Annotated in this window: 17 protein-coding genes and 2 pseudogenes; 9 read left to right on the forward strand and 10 right to left on the reverse strand. The window is 42.6% G+C overall.

All coding sequences use genetic code 11. The features are described from left to right. The 5 genes and pseudogenes from ABF638_RS13175 to ABF638_RS13195 all read right to left on the reverse strand — a co-directional run. Positions 1–928: pseudogene (locus ABF638_RS13175) on the reverse strand (hypothetical protein); the annotation flags it as partial. Positions 929–1,817: 889 nt separating this feature from the next. Continuing rightward, entirely contained in the window at positions 1,818–3,140 is a 1,323-nt protein-coding gene (locus ABF638_RS13180) for an inorganic phosphate transporter (protein ID WP_435023138.1), read from the reverse strand. 170 nt (positions 3,141–3,310) lie between these two features. Continuing rightward, positions 3,311–4,357 (reverse strand): zinc-dependent dehydrogenase, encoded by a 1,047-nt coding sequence (locus ABF638_RS13185; protein WP_435023139.1) that lies wholly within the window; start codon positions 4,355–4,357, stop codon positions 3,311–3,313. 57 nt (positions 4,358–4,414) lie between these two features. After that, on the reverse strand, positions 4,415–5,251 hold the full coding sequence (locus tag ABF638_RS13190) for a PIN domain-containing protein (protein ID WP_435023140.1): 837 nt from the start codon (positions 5,249–5,251) through the stop codon (positions 4,415–4,417). A gap of 4 nt (positions 5,252–5,255) precedes the next feature. Continuing rightward, entirely contained in the window at positions 5,256–5,717 is a 462-nt protein-coding gene (locus ABF638_RS13195; RefSeq protein WP_435023141.1) for a helix-turn-helix domain-containing protein, read from the reverse strand. A gap of 171 nt (positions 5,718–5,888) precedes the next feature. On the opposite strand from ABF638_RS13195, the gene ABF638_RS13200 reads away from it, so the two are divergent. The 3 genes from ABF638_RS13200 (at position 5,889) to ABF638_RS13210 (ending at position 8,328) form a co-directional block, all read left to right on the forward strand. After that, the gene (locus ABF638_RS13200; RefSeq protein ID WP_435023142.1) at positions 5,889–7,658 is read left to right on the forward strand and encodes an FAD-dependent oxidoreductase; all 1,770 of its coding nucleotides are present in this window, start codon (positions 5,889–5,891) and stop codon (positions 7,656–7,658) included. A 107-nt stretch (positions 7,659–7,765) separates the two neighbouring features. Beyond that, positions 7,766–7,993 carry a heterocyst-inhibiting protein PatX gene (gene patX / locus ABF638_RS13205; RefSeq protein ID WP_069071274.1) on the forward strand — a complete coding sequence of 76 codons (228 nt, stop codon included), beginning with the start codon at positions 7,766–7,768 and terminating at the stop codon, positions 7,991–7,993. A 104-nt stretch (positions 7,994–8,097) separates the two neighbouring features. Next, positions 8,098–8,328, forward strand: coding sequence for a hypothetical protein (locus ABF638_RS13210; protein ID WP_435023143.1), 231 nt, complete (start codon positions 8,098–8,100; stop codon positions 8,326–8,328). A gap of 546 nt (positions 8,329–8,874) precedes the next feature. On the opposite strand, the gene ABF638_RS13215 is transcribed toward ABF638_RS13210, so the two are convergent. Beyond that, a complete protein-coding gene (locus ABF638_RS13215) occupies positions 8,875–9,774 on the reverse strand; it encodes a ferritin-like domain-containing protein (protein WP_435023144.1) in 900 nt (299 codons plus the stop codon). Positions 9,775–10,179: 405 nt separating this feature from the next. Between ABF638_RS13215 and ABF638_RS13220 the strand changes: the two genes are divergently transcribed. Next, positions 10,180–10,380 (forward strand): hypothetical protein, encoded by a 201-nt coding sequence (locus ABF638_RS13220; RefSeq protein ID WP_012411649.1) that lies wholly within the window; start codon positions 10,180–10,182, stop codon positions 10,378–10,380. Between the two features lie 122 nt (positions 10,381–10,502). On the opposite strand, the gene glnA is transcribed toward ABF638_RS13220, so the two are convergent. After that, complete coding sequence (gene glnA / locus ABF638_RS13225; RefSeq protein WP_181929153.1) at positions 10,503–11,924, reverse strand: type I glutamate--ammonia ligase; 1,422 nt, start codon at positions 11,922–11,924, stop codon at positions 10,503–10,505. A gap of 357 nt (positions 11,925–12,281) precedes the next feature. Here glnA and apcB point away from each other — a divergent pair, with 357 nt between their 5' ends. From apcB to ABF638_RS13245, 4 genes and pseudogenes are all read left to right on the forward strand, one after another. Further along, complete coding sequence (apcB, locus tag ABF638_RS13230) at positions 12,282–12,791, forward strand: allophycocyanin subunit beta (RefSeq protein ID WP_069071277.1); 510 nt, start codon at positions 12,282–12,284, stop codon at positions 12,789–12,791. 212 nt (positions 12,792–13,003) lie between these two features. Further along, a pseudogene (locus ABF638_RS13235) lies at positions 13,004–13,426 on the forward strand (XisH family protein). Between the two features lie 215 nt (positions 13,427–13,641). Next, positions 13,642–14,076: a DUF29 family protein gene (locus ABF638_RS13240; RefSeq protein ID WP_435023145.1), complete on the forward strand. Its 435-nt coding sequence runs from the start codon at positions 13,642–13,644 to the stop codon at positions 14,074–14,076. Beyond that, a complete protein-coding gene (locus tag ABF638_RS13245) occupies positions 14,077–14,895 on the forward strand; it encodes a TlyA family RNA methyltransferase (RefSeq protein ID WP_435023146.1) in 819 nt (272 codons plus the stop codon). Between the two features lie 114 nt (positions 14,896–15,009). On the opposite strand, the gene ABF638_RS13250 is transcribed toward ABF638_RS13245, so the two are convergent. The 3 genes from ABF638_RS13250 to ABF638_RS13260 all read right to left on the reverse strand — a co-directional run bounded on the left by ABF638_RS13250 (position 15,010) and on the right by ABF638_RS13260 (position 17,432). Then, on the reverse strand, positions 15,010–15,267 hold the full coding sequence (locus ABF638_RS13250) for a Calvin cycle protein CP12 (RefSeq protein ID WP_435023147.1): 258 nt from the start codon (positions 15,265–15,267) through the stop codon (positions 15,010–15,012). Positions 15,268–15,574: 307 nt separating this feature from the next. Next, the gene (locus ABF638_RS13255; protein WP_435023148.1) at positions 15,575–16,930 is read right to left on the reverse strand and encodes a GTP-binding protein; all 1,356 of its coding nucleotides are present in this window, start codon (positions 16,928–16,930) and stop codon (positions 15,575–15,577) included. A 160-nt stretch (positions 16,931–17,090) separates the two neighbouring features. Then, the gene (locus ABF638_RS13260; protein WP_435023149.1) at positions 17,091–17,432 is read right to left on the reverse strand and encodes a hypothetical protein; all 342 of its coding nucleotides are present in this window, start codon (positions 17,430–17,432) and stop codon (positions 17,091–17,093) included. 128 nt (positions 17,433–17,560) lie between these two features. Between ABF638_RS13260 and ABF638_RS13265 the strand changes: the two genes are divergently transcribed. Next, positions 17,561–17,743, forward strand: a complete 183-nt coding sequence (locus ABF638_RS13265; RefSeq protein WP_181929162.1) for a hypothetical protein — start codon at positions 17,561–17,563, stop codon at positions 17,741–17,743. The last annotated feature ends 289 nt before the right edge of the window (positions 17,744–18,032 follow it).

Raw genomic sequence — 18,032 nt, forward strand, 5'->3', positions numbered from 1 at the left:
CCCTTTGCGACAAATCTTTGCTGGGAATAGAAATTGGGTTCGCGGCGGTTTCTCTGACAACCGTCGCCTCTGGCGGTGTTTCCCTTTGCGACAAATCTTTGCTGGGAATAGAAATTGGGTTCGCGGCGGTTTCTCTAACAACCGTCGCCTCTGGCGGTGTTTCCCTTTCTAAAAATTTATTCTGGATTGGGGAAATTGGCTCAGGGGAATTTCTTACTACTTCGCTAGACGGTGGGGGGGATGTCTGAAAAGAACTGTTTTTTTCTGGCTCCGTAAACTGCAAAACAGTAGGTATACCTGATGTTGCTGGTTTACGTGAAGTTTCTTCTATAGTTTTTTCTAGTTCTCCATGCAGCCGATTAACAAATTCCGTCAAAATCGTTTCGCCTTGCTGCTGCTGGCTGTACATCCGTGACAACTGCTGGGAAAGATTACTTTGATAGTTTTTTAGCTCTTGTTGCAGCGAGTTAAAGGTAACAGTAACGGTATCATCCAGACTGTCAAACATGTGTTCGACTTTTTCATTGATTTCACCTACTACATTGCTGCTCACTTCAGCAGACTTCAGCGCAGCTTGTTCGTAAGATTTGCCCTCTATGTTTTGGTTAGCTAAAGTTGCCAGAGAGGATTGCAGTTGTGAAGATATATGTTTTGCCAGAACTTCTGCCAGCTGACGAATTAACACTTGCTGCTCAGTGATTTGGCGCACTTGTTGTAAATGCTCTTTTTCCTCTACCAAGCTTTGAATCTCATCAGATAACCGATTTTTTTCTGACTGAAGCCGCTTTACGTCTTCCTGCAAGGCTCTGAGAACATTCTGCTGAAGATTTTCTAAGTCTTCAACTACAGCCCAAAGAGCATTTTCCGCTGCTCTGGATAGTTCGCCTCTGACTCTCGGATTTTCTGGTTGCTTCTCGAATCGCCCCATTAGCTTCTAACCTCTAACACCTTGACGATAAAGCTGCTTCCGGTACACTTTATTGGCGGTCATCCTAATTTCCTGTATTTTGTCAGATAAATTAAAAATTTTAACAGCACTTCCGCATTTCAACGTAATTCTGTCATACTAGACACAGGTTGGCAAAGTATCAAGTTTGCTCCACGGCTTAGTACACCGTATTCTCTTCAGCATTTACAAGTATTTATCCATTCGATTTTGGATTTTAGGTTTTAGATTTTTGAATTATCACCACCACTGAAAGTCCCTTGAACTAAGACTTTTTTTATTTTTGGCCAGCTTAATTTTCATCAATATATTTGCCAATGAGATTTTTACTTTGAAATAAATCTCACTCCAAATAAATATTTATTGTTTTGCTGCCAATAATAATTGTCAAAGACTTGCAGATGCGTACCCTATCGCCACCAAATTGTCTGACTTGCGAAACTAGCTGTAAATTTGTGTGGAATGTAACTTGTGTGACAGTTTATATCTCTAAATGGAGATTAAAGTATCTTTCTGTGGAAATTCAAAGTTACGCTATCCCCTGCACAACATTCTAAATGAATGAGCAGCAATTCTGCAAAAACACGCTTTTTTGGCGTTGTTGCAGTCTAGGTTTTACTTTGAGTAAATGCGGTAGAGGAAAAAGTTAGGAAAATATTATTGAAGAAGAATTCAGGAGTCAGAATTCAGGAGTCAGAATTCAGACCCGCCACTGTCTTGTTGACCACTAAAGCCTTGATTTAGTGGGGGTCTTAAACCCCTGGATTCAGACGCGACGCTCGATGACTCGCTACCGCTGCGCTATCCACCAGTCGCACAAAATTTATTCTGAATTCTGGCGACTGACGCATGTATTCTGTTTCGATAATTCTTAGAAGAATAAAATCCGGGCGATGCTAAAAATGGCAGCACTAAGAACAGCACTCACGGGGATTGTAATTAGCCATGCGGCGGCAATGCCTTTTAGTGTTTGAAACTTAATCGACTTGATATTTTGTACTAGTCCAATACCAACTACACCACCGACGAGAGCGTGGGAAGTTGAGGCTGGTAAACCTAGCCGTGAGGCGATGAGGATGGTGGTAGCAGTTGCAAGTTCGGCACAAAATCCACTACTAGGTTGCAAGGCAATGATGTTTTCGCCAATGGTAGCGATGACTTTTTTACCCCAGACAGCTAAACCACCAACAATACCAGCACCACCAAGAATTAAAATCCACAGGGGGATAGTAATACCATCAGTAGGTACGCTACCAGTGCGATTGATGTAAACGATCGCAGCTAAAGGAGCGATCGCATTTCCCACATCATTAGAACCATGAGCAAAGGCTACGAAGCAAGCACTTAGTAGTTGGAATCGTCCGAATATTTTTTCTACGGGATTGGGGATTGGGGATGGTGGGGCCCCCTCTGGGGATAAGGGGTAATGGGGACTGGGGATTAGGGATTGGGAAGTGAGAAACACTTCTTGCGTCTCTTTTAACTGTCGCCAACTAATGATTGTGAGTCCAACTGCTGCTACTGAACCGGTTAACAGTGGAATGTCGTAAGCGGGGATGTTGAAACCAACTTGCTCAATTACAAAATTGGTGAGCGGTTCAGTCAGAGATGGTAATACAATCACGCCGAATACACCTAGCAGAGCAGTACTCAACCAGGGAATCCATTCTTGTAACTGGACTACTTGATTAGGTTGATCTAAAATCCAGTGCTTGATTTGACTGTAAAATAAAGCGGCGATCGCACCACTAATTAATGGTGTCAAAATCCAGCCAATGGTGATGAAGCCAATTGATGACCAATCAATTGCACCTGCTCCCAAAGCTACCCAACTAAATCCAGCGATCGCACCAACAACTGCATGAGAAGATGAGACTGGTAAACCGCGTGATGTAGCAATTTGCAACCACACACCACAAGAAATTAGTACCGTTACCATCCCAGTAACGAATATTTGGGGTGTAGCTGCGAATAAGGCGGGATTAGCAATTTTCGTTGCGAGAGTTTCCGTTACCTCATGTCCAAACAACACAGCACCCGTAAACTCTAATACCCCAGCAATTATTATCGCTTGTTTGAGGGTAACGGCTTTGGAACCTACAGAGGTTCCCATCGCGTTAGCGACATCGTTTGCTCCGAGATTCCAGGCGACGTAGAAAGCTAGTAGAGCTACGAGAGGTAAGGTAATAAGCATTTTGTTGGGGACAAGGGGAGAGTGGGAGAGTTCGGTTAAGGCAAGAGACGCGATAAATCGCCGTCTCTACAAAGACTGATTATTGTAGAGACGGCGATTCATCGCGTCTTTGTGATGATTTATCTTAACCTAACCGTATTGGGATGAAACTTGAGCTTTTTAGGGTGAACTTACGGATAAATCAATATTTTATAAGTTTCCGCAGTGGGTGCGATCGCTTGCTCTACAGCAGCTGATAAATCTTTTAATGGATAGCGATCGCTAATCAATGCTTGTACGTCAATTCGCTGATTAAATACAATATCAGCTGATAAATTCTGAAGCCGATAAGATGAACTATAACTGCCCATCAAATCAATTTCCCGACGATAGAGGATATTAGGGTTGATGGCAATTTCTAGTTCATCAGGGAATTCTGCGAAAAATAGAATTTTGCCACCTTTGCGGGTACAATCGAGTGCTTGAAAGAAAGCTTTTTCACTAGGAACAGCCAACAAGGTAACGTCAACACCTAGTCCACCAGTTAAGGCAGAGATTTTGGCAGGTAAATCGGGATCACGGGCATCAAAAGCCGCCTCTGCACCGACATTCAAAGCTTTTTCAATTCTAGAGGGTAGTAAATCGGTAGCGATCGCTTTTGCTCCAAAATACTTCACCAACATAATGAACATTAACCCAATTGGCCCAGCACCAGTAACTAACACAGTTTGTCCTGGAGCAATTTGGGCTTTTTTCACAGCCTTCAAGCAGCAGTTAGTTGGTTCTACAAAACTCGCTTCTTCAAAACTGATATTATCCGGGATGGGAATTAACCCACCATTTTCCACAATATGTCCGGGAACCTTAACATAATCAGCAAAACCGCCACCACTGGCGTTAAAGCCTGCGGTTGTGGATATGTTTTTGTAAACATCACACATAGAGAAATTATCATTTAGGCAGTAGGCGCAACGCATACAAGGGATGTGGTGCATCACTGCTACCCGTTGTCCAACTTGCCAACCTTTGACATTATTGCCTAATGCTGCGATCGTGCCAGCAGTTTCATGTCCAAAAATGCGCGGCGGTTCATATAGCGGATAACGAATTTTTTTTATATCTGACTGACACAATCCCACAACCCGCACCTGTACCAGCACTTCATCTGGTTCCAGGATTGGAACTGGGATATCTTCGTAAGAGAGTTGATTGACGCCTCTAAATACCTGTGCTTTCACGTTGGTTTTTCCCCGCTCAACGATACTAGATGTAACATTAGCAGCAACGTTAAGCTATTAGGTTTGGGATTTCTCTGTTTTAGTCTGTTCTAATTGTTGCTCTAAGCTTTGTTCAAATAGTTGGAATGCCTTGATATCCTCTGATGAGAGCTTTCCTTGAATTTCCCCATTCTGAAACCGCAGAATCTCTCCTCGGTTGTCCTTGGCAGTAATTGTTAAAACTTCCCGATTCTGCCAGAGTCGATACCGTTCACCCTCAAAATATCGACCACCCTCTGGTGCTATTCTTGCAAATTTACTCTTCAAAGTTGTTTTGGCAATTTGCACGATTACATCAGAATATTCATGGAAGCAAATACTACCAGCAAATTTTGTAACATTATTTTTTTCTAACTTATCCAGCAATTCAACAATGGTCATCGGAGGGTTTTTGAGATCCTCTGATTGCTGCCGAATTACTTGAATCATTTTTCCTGGGAATTGGTCATTAAGATAAACCAAAAAATCATCTGGATGCCAAGCCTCAATATCCCAAGGCTTTAAAGCTTCTGCTGGAAAGTCATCTAAATCAGCAGTAACAATCACTTTTGCCTTCGCAACTATAGCAGCAGCGACAACATGGTAATCACCTGGATGATTTGTCATTGATGCAACTAGATGTTCTGGTACTTCCACTATTGCTTCAGGAAAATGTATCTTGAGCATTTCTTGAAAGCGTGCAGCCTTGGCATCTGTCATCTTTCCCTTCTTTACAAGATTGCGAGTAGCACCTTCTAGAATTTCTTGTGAAAAATGAATTTCGTAAAGTTCTGCTTCGGCAGCACGGAATAAGGTATCACACAGAGGCATGGGGTAGATAACGCAGGAGTCTAGAACAACAGAGAAAGAAAGCATCTTGTTAGTCTACTTTGCTACTTTCCTCATCATAGAACCCCTCATCTTGCAGAAATTGAGTGAATTCCTTCAAACCTTCTCGGCGCTTGGTGTCTCGGTGTTGTTTATATTTCATTAAATCATCAAAACGAACCCGGCGATGCGAACCCACCTTAATGTAATTAATGTCACCCTGTTCTAATAACTTGATCAGGTAGGGACGTGAGACGTTCAGATATTCGGCCGCTTGTTGTGTCGTCAATTCCTGTTGTTGAGGAATTATAGATATAGCCTTACCTGATGCCATTGCGTGGACAACTTGAAGTAGTACTTGATAAATCGGTTCAGGAATGGTAATTTTTTCTCCGTTAGCCCCTACCAGTTTTGCCTGGGAACCTTTAACGCTCAGTATGCGCTCCAGTTCGATAGATTGAGCTTCTAGCTGTGGAGATATTACAGACTCTGAAAGCACGCTATGCTTAGACATCGTGGTTACTTACTTCCTCCCTCTGTTTTGTGGGGCGTTACGCCGTCACTTATATTCACTATCTTATAATACACACTACATAAACGAAATATCCGAAAAATGAAATAAATTATCTTGTCTGATGCCAAGCTATCTGGGGAGAATATGTCAAAACTCCAGTGAGGTTAAGTGATGGTTAATCAGACATATAAAGCTGATGTCTTAGTTGTCGGTGGGGGAACTGGAGGGACTGCGGCTGCTATCCAAGCAGCGCGACGGGGAGCCAAAACCATTTTGGTGAGTGAATTTCCTTGGTTGGGAGGAATGCTAACTTCGGCTGGAGTGTCTGTACCAGATGGCAATGAATTAGAAGCTTTTCAAACCGGGTTATGGAGTGCATTTTTGCAGGAATTGCGACAACGACAGCCGGGAGGATTAGATAACAGTTGGGTAAGCTTTTTTAGTTACGATCCCCAGATTGGGGCAGAGATTTTTGCAGATTGGGTGCAGGAATTACCCAATCTGCACTGGATTTCTGGACAAGTGCCAATAGATGTGTTCCGCCAAGGTGATTCGATTACTGGTGTGCGCTTTGCTGATTTTGCTGTCACAGCCAAAATTATTCTTGATGGCACAGAATTAGGAGATTTATTAGCTTTAGCTGAAATACCTTATCGTTGGGGCTGGGAATTGCGATCGCAGTGGGGAGAACCCAGTGCCCCAGTGACTTTTAACTCTTTAACTCAGAAATATCCTGTGCAAGCGCCCACTTATGTAGTGATTATGCAAGATTTTGGTGAAGCGATTGCACCAGAAATTCCGGCTGCCCCTAACTATAATCCATCCGAGTTTACAGGTGCTTGGGATGGCTATGGAGCAGAGACGTTTTTGAATTATGGACGCTTACCTGGCGATCGCTTCATGATTAATTGGCCAATCTGTGGCAATGACTACGTCCAAGGAGTAGGGCGGCTGATAGAGTCAGATGTATCCAGAGGTGAATTCATCCAAGAATCTCGCTGGCACAGCCAAAATTTTGCCCATTTTATCCAAAATCAGCTTGGTCGTCGCTATGGTTTAGCAGAAAAAGTATTTCCTCACACCTCTACAGCTTTTGCATTACATCCCTATTACCGGGAAAGCCGCCGTTTAGTGGGGCTAACTACTGTCCGAGAACAGGATATTTTGCCGATCGCTGAAGGTAGAGTTGCATCTATATCTAATGATGCAATCGCAGTTGGTAATTACGCCAATGACCATCATTATCCTGGCGTTCAATTTCCACTGCAACCAAAATCTATCCGTTGGGGGGGACGCTGGACTGGGACTCCCTTTACAATTCCCTACAGTTGTCTTATTCCAGCCACCACAGATGGTTTTTTGGTATGTGAAAAGAATATTTCTGTCTCCCACATTGCCAATGGCGCCACCAGATTACAACCTGTGGTTATGGGCATTGGTCAAGCAGCAGGGATGGCGGCGGCCATGTGTGTTGAGTTAAACTGCCAGCCGAGGGATTTACCTATTAGGGCACTACAAACAGCCTTATTGGAAGATAATCGCTCAAAAACAGCAATTATTCCTTTCTTTAATCTTCCACCCAATCGTTCGGATTGGCTGCACTGGCAACTGTATTACTTAAATAACCCACAAGCCTATCCAGCTAGTGGTTATTGCCCTTTCCCATCGGGGAATGAGTACCCTAACTCTGCTTTTGACAAGGCATCAATTCGGGAAAGTAACTGTTTCAAAGGTATTCTTTCCTGCTTGGATCAACAGGAATACAGATTTACTGTCACAGCACCAGATGCATATCAAGGGCAAAATTGGCAGCTTGTGACTTTGCGATCGCATATCGACGAGCAATTACGCGCTTATCCCCACGAACAATTAGTTACATTGTGGGGTCGTCATAATCACTCTGGCAATTGGTTATTAGTCGAACATTTAAACGGAGGATAAGAAGAGTTTATTTTCAGTAAAACAGAATACTTTTTGATTAATTGTCCGGATATTCATTAAAAAGCTAAGTATCAGTGAAGTGGAGAGTTCCAAAATAGACATCTGCTATGCGTGCTGCCATTTCACTTTTAGTATCGAGTCTGGTGTTCGGCCCCTTAGCTTCTAACTGCCAAGCAATGGTCAATCACTTATCAACAGCGCTGCCTTCCACGCCTACTTCGGAACAGTGGCTCTCGGCGGCATCTGAACAAAATCCAGATGATGCGCCACGTCATCGCGGTAGTGGGCGTAGAGAAGTGACACAAAAATTCCGAAATATCTATGCTGTGGTTTAACTACTGTAGGGTAATACCTTTTTTATTAAAGGAACAAAATTACCAGAAAACAGGATGTTGTGCTAACATCTTTTACACAGCTTTTCTGACAGAGATATATACAGTTGACACACGAAAATCTTCAGCGATCGCTTAGTATTTCAACTGCAAGCTTTGTATATATAGTTGGCATCAATCCTGCCGATCAAAACGCAAATCAAATTCAGTGCCTTGATCAACAGCATTACCAACTCCTCAAAAGCTACACAACTGTTGCTCATATTCGGTGGGAAGCTCTGCGTCTCATCCTCAATTGCTCTAGAAATAGATGTTATTTAGGCTATCAGTTAATCTAAAGCACATTTAATTCAGACATTTTGCTTGTTGAGGAAACAGTCTTAAGGCAACTTCACTTTATTCCCCAATAGGTTTTTTTCTTAATATATTGCCTAGCTGGTTATCTACATCAGCAAGTAATTGATCTTCGCTCCGACGCCTGTTTAGCGTCCTTTGCCGAAGCATAAAATCTCTTTCCTTTCCTCTGATCTGAACTAGCGCATTGATTTGCATAAGTAATATAAGTTTCTTGCACTTGGCAACAAATCTTACTATTCCTGACCTACTCTTGCACTCTGGTTCGTTTTCCCCACAGATAGCTCCCGACAAAATAAATATTAAGAAGGATCTGCTAGATCATCTTAGTCATTTTAATTATTCTACACCCAAGGCCAGATGCAAAATTTTGCATTTGGCCTTTTTAGATGAATTTTACTTAAAGAAAAGGGAGAGGGGAGATGAGGAAGGTTTAGGGGAGTAGGGGGCAAGGTGGAGAATAAAAATTACCTCTTTCTTTCTGCTCCCTGCCCCTCTGCCTCTTTTCAATGCCCAATGCCCACTCCCTTTTAAACAGTTGTTTTCTGGCGGTTATTTTCTCTTCCCTGAATGCCGTTGAGGAACATTGGCACAAACTTCTCAATAAACATCTGTGGATCTCGCTGCCAAGCTTTTTGTGCAGCCTGAATCCTAGTAAATTGCAACTCAGGCGCTAGCAAAGTCTGGGGTAAGCGTTCCATCAGATATTGGGGACGTTGCCAAAGTGGCATGGTATTTGCCACTTCCACCAAGTTGGCAACTCGCCGTAGTTCTGCGCCCAAAGTGATATCCATTCCTGATTCAAATGCCGCTTGTTCAATTGCGGTATATTTTCGCTTGGCTTGCTCTACTTTTTGCTGATTTTCTGGACTTTTACGCGCAAGTTCTCCTAGCCAACGATTACCCCAGCGGACATGTCCTGCTTCTTCTGGGAGAATTTTTTCAATAGTTTCCCGAATTTTGATGTTTTCTGCCGTTTGCACTCCTTGCTTGAGTGCATAAATGTGAGCAGAAAAATATTCACAGCCCCGTTTTTCGGTGACGTTAATTGCGGCAAGGGAAGAAATCACAAAATCTTCGAGGTTTTGAACTGGATCTTGTTGTTCGCTATCGAGTAGGCGTTCAAATTCATTGATATAGGAGGAACCTGGTGGCTTGCCAATATCTGCTCCCAGTTCTGCCAACAAATCAGTTAGCCACATTGCATGACGAGCTTCATCTGAGATGTGGTGAGACAAGTCCCGCACCAGTTCCCGTGGCTGTCCATTCAGTTGCTCAATTAAATCAGTCAGGTCTTTGCAACTGCGTTGTTCACTATAACGGTAGCGGTTGAGGGTAATTAGATGGATTTCGCGATCGCACACCACCCGTTTCAATACATCTCTGGCACTCAAAACATTCTGAAATTTACGTGGGTAGGTAACTGTCATAATTTATGTAAATTTTTGTAAATCTTTATTTCATGGTAACTTAGTTTTTTGCAACTGCTGTGTTTGCGTACCATCACCGAAAAAAACAGTAACAGTTACAAAAATTAATCACTTGAGTTGAACTTAAGTATCAGACCTTTTAAATGTAAATAAAAGTAACAAGTAAATGTTCTCTCTTGGGAATGGTGTGTTTTTTGAGATTAAACAAATCTGAGGGCAGATGATTTTAGTCATAAAAGGTGGATTGAGAGGATTTTTTTGGCTTTTGGGAAAAACACCTGATATTGTGAGCAAAAGCAAATATAAATTTTTGTAAAAAGTAGCTTATGTTACAGAATTTTTGTTATATTAGTTGATGTGAAGGAACAAAAATTATATATTCACAAAATAAAGAGGAGTATGGTTATGTCTATCGCAGATAAATCTCGTGCATTAATGGTGCGTGAACATCAGCAAGTCAAGAATCGCCAACAATCAATGCTGATGCGGGCGGCACAAGAACTAGGTCTTCCTGAAGAAGTATCTCACTACTGGAACCCAATTCAAGGCAAGGTGGATGCTAGCAGTCGGATGATTTATGGCCCCAGCCATGCTTCCATGAGCTAAGTTTCAGGAATTCTAAGCTGGATTTTTTGAGTAAATGTCTCAACTGACAAGTCTGAAAAAAAAGCCACCCTCTACTTTAGGGTGGCAAAACTTATTACTTTTTAGTTAGATACGACTCTTAATTAAGCATCGTAGTAGAGGTAAAACTCGTAGGGATGAGGACGTAGCTGTAACTGCTTGGCTTCGTTAAGCTTGTAGTCAATCCAGTTTTCGATAAAGTCTTCCGTGAATACGCCTGATTCTGTCAAGAAACCGTGATCGTTTTCTAGTGCTTGCAATGCCAGTTCTAAAGAACTTGGAGTTGAGGGAACCTTTGCAAGCTCCTCTGGAGAGAGTTCATAGATATTCTTATCTAAGGGTTCACCAGGATGGATTTTGTTCTTGATGCCATCGATACCAGCACAAAGCATTGCAGCAAATGCCAAGTAGGGGTTAGATGTAGCATCTGGACAACGGAATTCTAAACGCTTGGCTTTGGGATTCTTACCAGATAGAGGAATACGAATAGAAGCAGAACGGTTCCCTTCGGAGTAAGCCAAGTTAACAGGAGCTTCATAACCAGGTACTAAGCGCTTGTATGAGTTGGTGCTGGGGTTGGTAATTGCCAACAGCGCTGGTGCGTGCTTGAGAAGACCACCAATGTAGTACAACGCCATATCGCTCAAACCAGCATACTTATCACCTGCAAACAGAGGTTGTCCGTCTCTCCAGATGGACTGGTGACAGTGCATTCCCGAACCGTTATCGCCAAAAATCGGTTTTGGCATGAAGGTGACGGTTTTGCCATATTTTTTGGCAACGTTCTTGATGACATATTTGTAAATCATCAACCAGTCAGCCGCTTCGATCAACTTGCCAAACTTGAAACCTAGTTCGCACTGACCACCAGTAGCAACTTCATGGTGATGCTTTTCAATAGGCACACCTAATTCTGCCATTGTCAACAGCATTTCTGTACGGATATCTTGGAAAGAATCCGTCGGTGCGACTGGGAAGTAACCTTCTTTGAAGCGTGGTTTGTAACCCAAGTTGGGTTTTTCATCTGTACCGGCTTTACCGGAATTCCAAGCACCTTCTTCGGAGTCTAAGAAATAGTAGCCTTCGTTAGCAGTTTGGGCAAACCTAGCACTATCAAAGATAAAGAACTCAGCTTCAGGGCCAAAGAAGGCTGTATCACCAAGACCACTGGAAACCAAGTAATCTATTGCTTTTTGGGCAATAACGCGTGGGCAACGGTTGTACGGTTCACCCGTGCGGGGGTCTTTAATACTACAAATTATACTTAGTGTTGGGACTTCCATAAATGGGTCGATCCAAGCAGTGTTGGGGTCGAGTACCATCGTCATGTCCGATTCGTTGATCGCTTTCCAACCCCGAATGCTGGAACCGTCAAAAGCTACGCCATCAGTGAATGCAGTCTCATCGATTTGGTTCTGGTACAGTGTGAGGTGCTGCCAAGTCCCTACTGTATCGATGAATTTGAGATCAATCAGCTGAATTTTTTCATCTTGAATTCTCTTCAAGAGTTCTTGTGGTGTTGTCATTGTTACTCCTTCTCTACCAATTTTCTAAAGTAAACCAGAATCTTCCAAAGCATCCTAACCCTGCTGATCTCAATCAGGCCGTGACACACCAGAAATATCTTAAATACTAGACATTAGCGGATTTTGTAGCTTGTACTACAGATATCTGGATTATCAGGTTATATTAACCTTTCAGCGTTCATCTGCACAAAACTGGAAAGTTCATCATATAGGGGTCAACTTTGACATAAAATCCTTATGTAGTGGATAGATCGTTTTTGTGCCGAATCTATTTTTAATAGCACAAAAATTTACTGGTGCATAAGTGCAGCCAAATAAATATCAAACCATAAATAGCAATGATTGGGAGAAGAAGGAATGCGCGATGCGGTAACAAGTTTAATTAAGAATTATGACTTAGCTGGTCGGTATTTTGACCGGAATGCGATCGATAGCCTGAAGTCTTACTTTGACAGTGGTACAGTCCGAGTCCAAGCGGCGGCGGCGATAAATTCTAATGCGGCTGCACTTGTCAAGCAAGCTGGTTTGAAGTTATATGAAGAACTGCCAGAATTGATTCGTCCTGGTGGAAATTCTTATACAACTCGTCGTTATGCGGCTTGTCTGCGGGATTTAGACTACTACTTGCGCTACGCTACCTATGCGTTGGTTGCTGGAAATACAAATGTATTGGATGAGCGTGTGCTACAAGGGCTGCGAGAAACTTATAATTCTCTAGGAGTGCCTATTGGGCCTACTGTTCGCGGTATTCAGATTCTCAAGGATCTGATTAAGGAGCAAGTAGCAGCAGCAGGTGTGGTTAATACTGCTTTTGTAGATGAACCATTTGATCACATCACACGCGAGTTGAGCGAGATAGATATTTAGATTTTAAGTGGGCAAGGTGTCTGCCCCACAAGAATTATAAATAGCGATCGCACTTTTGTCTGTGTTGGGAAAAGAGCGATCGCTTTTTTATGAACCATACCAGGCTTTGAAAAGGGCTTTATTTAATTTTTCGCCGCCAGATGGTAACATCGCGCCTCTGTAAAATAGTTTTGTGAGATTAAAGCTGTGTTTTTAGAGCTATCTTTCGACTAATGCCAGCCAGAGACATCTACCACGCCGCAGTCATTAAAGCACTTGTAGCAGATGGTTGGACAATAACCAACGATCCCTTATACCTTGCATACGGGGGTAGAGAACTTTACGTACATATTGGAGCAGAAAAAGTTACCATTGCTGCGTAGAGAGACGATCAAAAAATAGCTGTTGAAATCAAAAGTTTTCTGAGTCCTTCTCCCGTGAATGACCTCCAGGAAGCTGTAGGACAGTATGAAGTTTATCGCAGTGTGCTTAAAGAACTACAACCAAAACGCCAACTTTATTTAGCAGTTCCCAAGCGAGTTTATGAAGGTATATTTTCCGAACGCTTTGGTCAGCTAATTCTTAATAGTATAGGATTGACGCTCCCTGACCTGAAGGTGCAGGGATTCTTGATTCAACGAGTCCACTTAGGTTAGACCCCTTGCGGTATCTAACCCAGAGGTGGTTCTCTCCTCAAGCGTTAACTTTCCGAGTGCCCCTCGGTAGTTGGATGATTCCAAAATTTGTTTGATTGAAACTCTGATCGCCTAGTCCCCATGAAGATTTTACCTATTCCTGGGTAGGAACTAGAACTATGGACTAGAACCGCTATAAGCCACAATAGAAGTTGCCGATGTTTGAGGCGCTGATTATGGAAGAATTATTAACTCTGAAAGACTTGCTTGTTAAAGGCGATGTTCAAGGAGCATTGATTATAGTTGAAGAATTAGAGGAAATGAGCCGAAATGATATCATCAAGACGATTCGTAGCTATGCAGTGATTTTGCTGTTGCATTTGATTAAACAACAAGCTGAAAATTGCACGACTCGCTCTTGGGAAGTATCAATTCGGAATTCAGTTCGGGAAATTCAACGGGAAAATAAGCGGCGCAAAGCTGGGGGCTACTATCTCACGCCAAAAGAATTGTTAGAAACCTTAGCAGAAGCCTATTTAAACGCCATTGATGAAGCTTCCCTAGAAGTAGAAGAAGGTCGTTATGAAGCCCAAGAATTAGAAAAGCTGGTCAACCAAGAAGAAGTTATCAATCGTGCTTTGACTTTAATCTTACCAGGAGAGTCTAGTTAATTGGCTAAACAGCGACTCGATACACTATTAGTAGAACTAAATTTATGTTCTTCTCGCGCCTTAGCACAACGGCTAATTCAGGCGGGGGAAGTTACTGTTAATCAGCAGTTAGTTGATAAACCTGGTACTGAAGTTGATATTGCAGCTCAAATAAATATTAAAGAGCGATCGCCTTTTGTTTCTAGAGGCGGTGAAAAACTCTCGAAAGCTTTGTCAGTATTTGCCATTCCCATAGCAGAGCGCATTTGTTTAGATGGTGGGATTTCTACTGGTGGTTTTACTGATTGTCTCTTACAAGCTGGAGCAAAACAAGTTTACGGTATTGATGTCGGTTACGGGCAGGTTGACTGGCGGTTACGAAATGATCCGCGGGTGATTTTGCGGGAACGCACCAATTTACGGCAACTACGACCGGATGAGTTATATAGAGAACATGACTCGGTTCCTGATTTGGCGGTGGTGGATGTATCGTTTATTTCTTTAACTAAGATTCTGCCTGCTTTGTGGCAACTAACTCAAGCTAACCGAGAAGCTGTATTGTTAGTCAAGCCACAATTTGAAGTTGGCAGATCCCGTGTGGGTAAAAAAGGCGTTGTGCGCGATCCAAATGACCAAGCTGATGCAATTTTCCAGGTGTTGCAAGCAGCCCACGAATTAGGATGGAAATACAAAGGCTTAACTTGGTCGCCGATCACTGGCCCGGCTGGGAATATCGAATATCTTTTGTGGTTGGGAATGGAAAGTGAAACACCACCACCTGATTTAGAGGCAATTAAGCAAATAACACAATCAGCAACAACTGATTTACGGAAAAGTTAAAGAAGAATGCAGAATTCAGAATCAATTAGTGGGAGACTTTAACCCACATATTCATCTGTACTCAGACTCCAATTCATCCTGAATTCTGACTCCTGACTCCTGAATTCTCTCTTATTAAACGTCGTAGATTAGGCACTCTACGGAATCTGGATGGCGATCGCAGTAATTTTCCAAAGAGGTTTTCTTTGATTTTGCTTGCTGTTGATCAGCTTTTTCAGCTTGTAATTCTTCCACAATGTCCCAGGCTACGGCACAACCAGCAGAATCACTACCATCTAGCTCACAAGTTGTCCGGGCTTCGGTAATGGCTTCAGTAATCGCTTCTTCAAGATTTGTCGCCCCAGCAGTTTCAAATTTTAGGGTAGTTGTCATGATAATTTCACCTTTAATTTACACAGAGAAATATTAGAGGATAGGGGACAATACGGTTCAGTTAAGGGCTGTAGAAAATTTTGGGTTTTCGAGACGCGATAAATCGCCGTCTCTACAAGTGTTTTGGTCTTATCTGAACTGTATTGGGATAGGGGATAGTTTCTATTTCCTATAACCTCTACCCTGTAACCTGTACCCTTAATCTTGCATCCCAAATTCGGAATGTCAGTCAATTGTCAGAAGAGTTTGATAGAAGTTGATAAACACTTATAAACGGTAACAAATGCTTAATAATTCTTATTTATTCTCAATATTTTATGCCTAACTCTTGTCGCAAGCGATACAGAATTGTATTTTGGTCAACTTGAGAGAGAATTTCTTGAATGACGCTGCTAGCGCCTAACTGTCCCCAAGTGCAGCCTTTTTCGAGGTACACCTGAGCGGCCTTGCCAACGGAATATGCGCCATAACCGGCAATACCAGCTTGAGCGATCGCACTACCAGCAAAAGCAGTAATATTAGTGGGATTGTCACCACTGGTGATTGCAGCAGTACTTTTACCTAAACCTAAAAGAAAACTACTACCTAATTCCCCCAGTAGCAAGCCACCAGAACTAAATAAAATCGTTTTTAAAATTTTCCCGGCTTCGTAGCTCGTCATTGGCAAACCATACAATCTAGCTAGAGCGCGAATTAAAGCTAAATCGGCAACAGTTCCGCCAAGGATGTCTAAGAAGGCGATGGGATTTAACGCAACTGCCAAAGCTTTATATTTGGTAAATTGCCAAATGATTTCTTCAGCTTCTTGTTCGCGTAAGTCGATGGTTTTTTGAGCGATCGCGGCTTCTGCATCCCGTGCTTGGATGAGTGCATTTAACGCGAGAAGCGATCGCCCTTCCCGATTCAGAATGTTCAGAATTGTCTCTTTGAGTTCCTCTACTTGCGGTGGTGGTGTCTCCCATTCATAACTGACACGCCCATCAGGCCACTCAACCCGCACTTCCATTGCTGCTGGTTCCGCTGCCACCATCACAATTTCATCAGGTAGTAGAGGCTTCGCTTGAGGATTCCCTGCACCCAGTTGTTGCAAATTTTGGTAAATTGCTCCCTGATCTGTGTCTGGATAAAGGTCTATTTTGTTAAACACTAAAATCAAGGGTTTTTGTGATTTACGCAATTCCAACAGTGCTTGATACTCAGTGCGCGTGATATCACCAGACACGACAAACAAAATCAAATCCGCCTGATGTACTACTTCACGTGCCATATCTGCCCGTGACTCACCCTCAATTTCGTCTAAGCCAGGGGTATCAATTAACTCTACTAGTACCTTGCCACCGGGCTGCCAGCGGACGGAACGCGGCCATTGAGTGACACCGTTTAGGGGCCCAGTTTGCAGAATCTTGTCTCCCAGTAAGGCATTTAAAACTGCTGACTTTCCCCGACTCACCAAACCAAAGACGGCAATTCTAATGACTTTAGAATCCAGTTTGTTGAGTGTGGCGTTCAAAGTTTCCAATTCTGGTTTCACCAAACCTACCAATTCTGGGTTAGATGATAACTGTCCTGACTTACGAAGATATCCATACCAAGACAGCGCTTGTCTAAGACTGGCGCGGGCACGATTTAAGTGAGTTTCTTGCAGATTACGATAAATCGACATAATATCAATACTTTCAGCCTTCACTCTCTCTTAAACGCTCAAATAATACTCTAACAATTCTGGACACTAAGGATATAAAAAGTCCCCGCTTCGAGGATGTCGGGGACTAACTAGGATTTAAAGCATTCCCAGGATCTCTAGTGCTGTATCCAGATGCCATTTAACCCGATACAGTCCAAATAGCTTCTCTTGACTGTACCGCGCTGGGTACTCTAACTTTCTTCCTTCCATCGTCACTTTGAGTAATGCAGACTGTTCTGGTGTAGGTGTTCCCATAGCCTCTAGTGCTGCTTCTAGTAGATTCTACTTGAGAGAATATAGGAGACTTCAATCCTTTATTCTCTGATACTTGCTTGCAGGCGACAACAGGGAAGGTCAGGAGTGCGTTAATGTAGGATGCCTTATCAGCAGGGTTTCCAATTGCTTGGATGCCGTACTGTATCAGGCATAAATCGCGTAACGCTCTCAAGCTTTTAACTTCTAATTCTGTGCGTGTGAACATAAAATAGAGTTACCTCTTGTAAAAGTGGGAATCGGTGGTGAACTGGTTTGTCAGACGGTAACACCATCGATTTAAAACTCTATTCGCTCGTTTACACACAGTTCAAGCTTTATTTATATTTCTCAACAATGCCTAATCCTAAAGGGAACCCAGAAAATCTAAAAAATTTCACCACAGAAAGAGAAGAACCGCTATCAACTACTATCAGCTTCCGCGCTACTGAAAAGATGAAGGAAGAAGTGAAAGCTAAAGACGACCCTCCAGAATTTTGTCGTCAAGCTATCCAAGAGAAGCTAGATAGAGAGAAGTAGCCTGTTTTGTCAAATTAGGCAATTGTTTTGATGATTTGCATACCCTCTGAATGCAATTGAATGCAATCTCCATTCAGAACATGGGACTGTGTTCATTATCCCAACACTTGCGATCGCGCCAGTTTCTCCCCGTATATTCACATTCAGATGCATCATCTATCCAAGGAATCGATGTAGAGTGGTACAAATTTCCAATGGGAGCGAATAAGCTAGCAGTGAATAAGGGCAATAATAAGGATAAAGTTATCAATGTACAAATCGGTAGAGTTATTAAATATCCAGTGATCAG

The organism is Nostoc sp. CALU 1950 (genome assembly GCF_051172895.1).
In the GTDB taxonomy this organism is placed as follows: domain Bacteria; phylum Cyanobacteriota; class Cyanobacteriia; order Cyanobacteriales; family Nostocaceae; genus Nostoc; species Nostoc edaphicum_A.